6 protein-coding genes are annotated in these 5,880 nt (G+C 49.5%); 4 read left to right on the top strand and 2 right to left on the bottom strand.

The window, feature by feature from the left end; translation table 11 throughout:
• Positions 1–711: DUF4388 domain-containing protein (locus KOO63_15300; protein ID MBU8923184.1), on the bottom strand; the 711-nt coding region annotated here is incomplete at its 3' end.
• Between the two features lie 29 nt (positions 712–740).
• The gene (locus KOO63_15295) at positions 741–2,687 is read right to left on the bottom strand and encodes a hypothetical protein (protein MBU8923183.1); all 1,947 of its coding nucleotides are present in this window, start codon (positions 2,685–2,687) and stop codon (positions 741–743) included.
• Between the two features lie 195 nt (positions 2,688–2,882).
• Here KOO63_15295 and asnS point away from each other — a divergent pair, with 195 nt between their 5' ends.
• From asnS to KOO63_15275, 4 genes are all read left to right on the top strand, one after another.
• Positions 2,883–4,193, top strand: coding sequence for an asparagine--tRNA ligase (gene asnS / locus KOO63_15290; protein MBU8923182.1), 1,311 nt, complete (start codon positions 2,883–2,885; stop codon positions 4,191–4,193).
• A gap of 112 nt (positions 4,194–4,305) precedes the next feature.
• Positions 4,306–4,518, top strand: a complete 213-nt coding sequence (locus KOO63_15285; protein MBU8923181.1) for a hypothetical protein — start codon at positions 4,306–4,308, stop codon at positions 4,516–4,518.
• Between the two features lie 165 nt (positions 4,519–4,683).
• On the top strand, positions 4,684–5,058 hold the full coding sequence (locus tag KOO63_15280) for a hypothetical protein (GenBank protein ID MBU8923180.1): 375 nt from the start codon (positions 4,684–4,686) through the stop codon (positions 5,056–5,058).
• An 83-nt stretch (positions 5,059–5,141) separates the two neighbouring features.
• The coding region (locus KOO63_15275) for a PAS domain S-box protein (GenBank protein MBU8923179.1) at positions 5,142–5,880 on the top strand (739 nt) is incomplete at its 3' end.

The following is a 5,880-nucleotide window of genomic DNA, read 5'->3' as shown; positions in this document are numbered from 1 at the left end:
CGCTTCCCTGAATTCGAGGAATCCGGTCTCAAGAAGACGTTTCAGCGATTCATACGTACAGAACCTCGCCATTCTCGAGTGCGAGACAAGGTACTCGAGAGTCCTCTCCTGCTGGAGAAGATCATAGATGACCTCTTCGTTTCCAGCGAGGGTGGTTTCCTTATTGGATGAGGATGAGGGGTTTTTCTGGAAGATCATGTCTTCGCTGGGGAATATTCTCCGCATCTCGGGGAACTCATCTATCCTGCGCATGCTTTCCATCAGAACGCCCTCTACCTTGAGAGAAGCGTACGATTTGATCCCGGACAGGACGTTCTTGCCGATGATGAACTTGTACTGGCTCTTCGGCCAGCTCAGGACTTCGTGGACCGATTCATATACCTGTTCGGAAAAGATGGCCCTCAATTCGTCTTCAGAAAAATACTTTTCGGACAGGAGAATCTCTGTGAGATCCATATTCGATCCAGACTGTATCTGCTGAAGGTTGTTCATCTCGTCGCGGGCGATGAAGCCGTATCGGAGTAGATAGTCTTTTAGCGGATCCTTCGATTTGTTGCGCCTGTCTCTTGTAGATATGATCATTCCGTCCTGGAAGAAGATCGCGATGTTATCTTCCGCGGTGATCGAGAGCATTCCCGATTTCTTCTGAATAGAGATCAGCTGGAAAATCTCGCTCAATCCAAAGTCTTTTGCGTTTCCTTCCAGCGCCATCTGGTGTCCTTTCCGTCGTACGATGAGTCCTATAGCGAATCGAGAAATGCCTCGAATTTCTGTTCGTTCGTATTTGGTTCGACCGGAGTGGTCTGCCCGGCCGCTATTCCTTCATCAACGACTGGATCGATCCTGAAATCTGGAGGAAGGACCCGGAAATTCTTCTGTTCCATTGCGGGCCTTACTCTCAGTGAGATCAGGTGGATGGCCAGGATCGTGGATATCAGGAGAATGACCCTGAAGATCGGGTCGGTGATGGGGAGTCCCCTTGGATCAGCGAAGTATGATCCGGACCATAAAAGCGCGAGAGCAGCCGAGGTCTCTACATAGATCGCAACGACACCGCGGTGAGTCTTTCCGGACATCAGCCAGGCAGAGCCTGACACAAATGCCGTCTTCAGTCTTTTTCGGGAACTTCTGCCGCCCGAGATCTTCTGTCTGCGATGTCTCAGAAGAGCTTCCATTACCTTTACCGAAGAGAGGCCTCTTATAGTGCGTGAGCAGTCGACGCAGAGTTTGAGGCCAGTCGTGTCGTCCGAACATTCCGGACAGGTCGCGGCTCCACAGTTATCGCAGTTAAAGGCAGTGAATATTTCAGGGGTCTTCCGCGAGAGGATCAGCGCAGCCAGCAAGGCAGTCGCCAAAATATATCCCAGCCATTCGAATGGAATTAGAAGGTAGGGCCTGAGTAGCCTGTCGAGCAGAATGTCGTTCTGTCCACTGCTTTCGCGCCAGGCAATCGACCATAGCTCGGATGTGGGAAATCCCTCATCGTACACGGTAAGGTCCCCCAGCATCACGGCCGGATGCCCTGCCCTGTATTTTTCTATGCCCTCTTCACTAGCCTTCTTGAGAGACCGGCTCGACTGGGCGAAAAGCATCTTGTTTATATATGCCTGGCCTATGTTGAAATGGGCCAGGGCGCTGGTCGAATCGATTGATATGACGTTCTGGTAACCGGCAAGGGCCTTGTTGTAATCGGCCTGCATGAAATAGACGTTTCCCAGGTTCAGATAGGCCTGGGGGAAATCAGATCTGCGGGAAACGGATGAGAGCAGGGCCTGTCTTGCCATATCGTACCGGCCCAACCTGTAGTTTAATGTTCCCAGAGCGAAGTCTTTTTCTGCAATGAAATCTCCATTGTCGATCGCTGCTATTGAATTGTACAGGTCTCCGTCTACTCCCGACATGTTCATCATCGAGAATTTCCGGGTTATACTTTCCTCGTCCACCGCCGGCACGAAAACATTGCTGAACGGTGCCGCCAGGGAGAGAACGATGACCAGTACTGTCAGGAAAGACAGGACCGCCTTTTCCTTCCTGTTGACAAGAGGCCACAGGCAGAGGATAAGCATCGAAGCATAGATGGCGATACCCAGCCTCATGAACAGAAGCGAGATTATAATCAGGCCGCCGATGAATCTTCCCGGAGGGAATGCGAATCTTTTCGAGTACGATTCGCTGATACGGTGATCTATCAGTCGCCAGTACTTCCAGAGAAGGATAGCCATAGTCATGAGGAGAGTGATAATGGCCGCACATACTATCCAGAAGACAAAATTGATGGCAAGTAACGACTGGCGGTGATAATTGCCAGCTGTCCTCTTGATCCCCTCAATAAGATGATAGAGGAAATCGGGATGAGCATGTAATAGTTCGATTCGAGCCAGCGTGAACATCGGGGCGGCGTAATCACCAGATATTGCGGCACAGAGGGTCAGCTTTTCTTTAGCTTTTTCCCAGTCTCCGCTTTCGAGAGTTTCGATAGCGTCACGGTACAGGACCCTCGAAGTGGTGTAGAGAGATGGAGCTCCTCTGCGGAGTTCGCTGTTCGTGAATTCCTTAAGGTTCGGATTGGATATATTATCCAACGAGTTAGCAATGGCCGGCATGCAGAATGCAACCGATACGATGACACTCAGCAGGGCCGTACATATGTGGCTCGCCTTAACTTCTTGAAAAAATACACGATTCACGGATTTTCGCGATCCCCTCTCGGAATTTTCGATTCAGGATGTTCCTTCAGATGGCTCATCGGCAATAATCGTGCCGTGTCGCTTAAAGGAAAAGTCAGATTTCTATTCTCTTTACAAAAGACGGTAAGGATGTTAAATAGATATAGGTTCCGGATGGTCAGGGACGTTTTTCAACAGATTGGAAAGGAGAGTGCTATGCAGCCGGCAGAAATAATCGGAATTGGTCAGTACACCGGGCAGGAAGTCTTGTTGAAAGGCTGGCTGGAGAATATGCGCTCCAGTGGAAAGATCCTTTTCATTCAGATGAGGGACGGCACCGGCCTGATTCAGTGTATAGTAGAGAAATCGGTCATCGGCGACGAGCTTTTCCAGCAGGCCAGAGCCCTTACGCAGGAGTCGTCGTTCGAGATCACCGGAACGGTCCGTGAGGATGTGCGGGCTCCGGGTGGATATGAGCTGGGAGCGACAGGTATAAAGGTGATCCAGGTAGCCGAGCCATATCCGATAACACATACAGGGGTCGGAGACAAGGAACACAGTGACACATTCCTTATGGACCACAGGCACCTCGCCCTGAGAGTCCCGAAACAGAACGCCGTTCTCAGGATCAGGGCCAGCCTGGTCAGGTATATTCGTGATTTCTTTGACAACAGGGGATTCATCCTCTGCGATACACCGATATTCACACCGAACGCCTGTGAAGGGACGACCACTCTCTTCGAGACAGAATATTTCGGTGACAAGGCATATCTCACACAGAGCGGACAGCTCTATAACGAGGCGACCGCGGCAGCGTTCAGGAAGGTATACTGCTTCGGCCCTACTTTCAGGGCGGAAAAGTCGAAGACAAGAAGGCATCTGATCGAGTTCTGGATGGTGGAGCCCGAAGTCGCCTTCGCCCTTCTCGACGACATCATGCAACTTGCCGAGGACTTTATCGTGGAGATCGTCGGGCGCTCGCTCGAGGACCACAGGGATCTTTTAACGGGAGTCCTCGAGAGGGATGTTGCTTCACTCGAAAAGGTGCAGTCTCCTTTCCCGAGGATCAGTTATATGGAAGCGGCGGGGATCCTGAAGAAAAAGGGAATCGAATTCCAGGTCGGCGGCGATTTCGGGGCGAAAGACGAGACGGTCCTGACCGAAGATTTCGACAGGCCTTTCTTCGTCCACCGATTCCCTGCGGCGATCAAGGCCTTTTATATGGAACCGGATCCTGTGGACCCGACTCTCAGCCTCTCGGTCGATCTTCTGGCGAACGAAGGGTATGGCGAGATCATCGGCGGCGGCCAGAGAGCTTATGACCTCGAATTTCTTAAAAAGAAGATCGCTGAGCATGAGTTGCCCGAAAAGGCCTTTGACTGGTATCTCGACCTGAGGCGCTATGGCGGATTCCCCCATTCGGGGTTCGGCCTGGGCGTGGAGAGGGCTCTCTCGTGGATCTGTGGCCTTAAACATGTACGGGACACCATTCCTTTCCCGAGGCTTCTCAACCGGTTGTCCCCCTGAAAGTTGTCAGGTTATAACCAATTACAGTATCAAGTGAGAACTTATAATTGAATAAGTGTGTCTCATGAGTGTAAGTAGGAGAGTAGAACATTAAATTGAAAGGAGCACGACGATGATAAAATGGGAATATTTACTGATCGACTCCAAAAACCTGCCAGAGGCAGAAAAAGGTATGTTTAAAACACCTAAAGTCACATTAGAAGAAGCTGAAAGTTATTTGAACAAACTCGGTGAAAAAGGTTGGGAAATAATCGATCTGGATTTTGATTTATTGATCCATGACACCGGAGCGTTTGTCGGAGTTGCTAAAAGGCAAAAGGCATAACCATAGGATGCGACCGGACGATATTTTACTGCGATCATGTCGCAGGTCGATCATCGACCGTATTTTGTCACCGTGACAAACGTGCCGCCACTAGAAGCACTTCTTAAACAGATACTGATGTAAGTGTATAACCAGCGAAGCCTGCTGCTGAATTAAAGGGTAGTCATGTCAGCAAAAGAGAAGATGCAGTTGTTTGTCAAGCCTTTGCGATTTGTTGGAGAGTTGGTCAGATCCAGGCATGCTGGAGCGAGGGGGCGCGAGCTGAATCTTCTGGTCGAAGATATCTGGACCGGTAAAGATCGGATCGAGAATGATCTTGAGTCGTTTCGAATATATCACGATTTAAAAAAGGACAACAATACAACCCGCTTCGTAGATGGAAAAACATGGTCTGATTTGAACATGGACGATGTGTTTAATGAACTGAACAGAACTTCAAGTACAATTGGAAGCCAGTATTTATATCATAACTCCACAGGCCCGATGTCTTTGACCGTGTTTTTCGACAGGAGAATAATCCCTATTGCTAGAAATGCCTGAATTCGAGTATAATCGGTCGATGCGAGAAATCGTGAATTCAGTCGAGCCAGATAATACTGCTTTAAGATGATTTGGATGCAACTTTGGATAAAAACCCGACTTATGAAGAATTGGAAAAGAGGATCCAGGAATTAGAGCAGGCAGAGTCCGACTGCAAGAGGGCCGCAAAGGACCTGCAGGAAAAGGGTCAGCAATACAGAACAATAATGGAAGCCTCTCTACAGGGAGTATATCAGGTCGATGTCGAAGGGCATATAACTTTTGCAAATACGAAGACCGCAGAATTGACTGGCTATCCTCTGGATGAATTGAACGGCTTGTCACTGGATACTCTTTACCCTCCCAGCAAAGCCAAGACAATCAGCGACGAGAATGTAGCGCTTTTGCTTTCCGGGGAGCCCATTGTCGGAGAAAATACGCTGACTCGCAAGAACGGTTGCCTGATCGAGACTTACTTCAGTTGTGTCCCCGTCCTCGACAAAAATGGAGTGTACGAGGGTTTTGTCGGATCCATTATAGACATCACCGAGCGCAAGCAGGCAAAGGAGGAGCGAGAAAAACTGCGTGTGCAGCTGTTTCAAGCTCAAAAGCTGGAATCGGTGGGGAGACTCGCCGGTGGTGTGGCGCATGATTTCAACAATATGCTGAGCATCATCCTTGGACACACAGAAATGATCCTGAATGGTTTAGATAAAGCAGATCCACTTATTGTCCACATGAATGAGATCCATCAGGCCGCAAAACGTTCGACCAACCTCACCAAACAATTATTAGCCTTTGCCCGCAAGCAGACAATCGCTCCAAAAGTGCTCGACCTCAACG

Source organism: Candidatus Latescibacterota bacterium, assembly GCA_019038625.1.
Lineage (GTDB): Bacteria > Krumholzibacteriota > Krumholzibacteriia > Krumholzibacteriales > Krumholzibacteriaceae > JAGLYV01.
This window is presented reverse-complemented; position numbering and strand designations above follow the sequence as displayed.

Excerpts from the sequence above, each read along its gene's own strand:
- asnS (MBU8923182.1), top strand. The coding sequence starts at position 2,883 with ATGCAGCCGGCAGAAATAATCGGAATTGGTCAGTACACCGGGCAGGAA.
- KOO63_15285 (MBU8923181.1), top strand. The coding sequence starts at position 4,306 with ATGATAAAATGGGAATATTTACTGATCGACTCCAAAAACCTGCCAGAG.
- KOO63_15280 (MBU8923180.1), top strand. The coding sequence starts at position 4,684 with ATGTCAGCAAAAGAGAAGATGCAGTTGTTTGTCAAGCCTTTGCGATTT.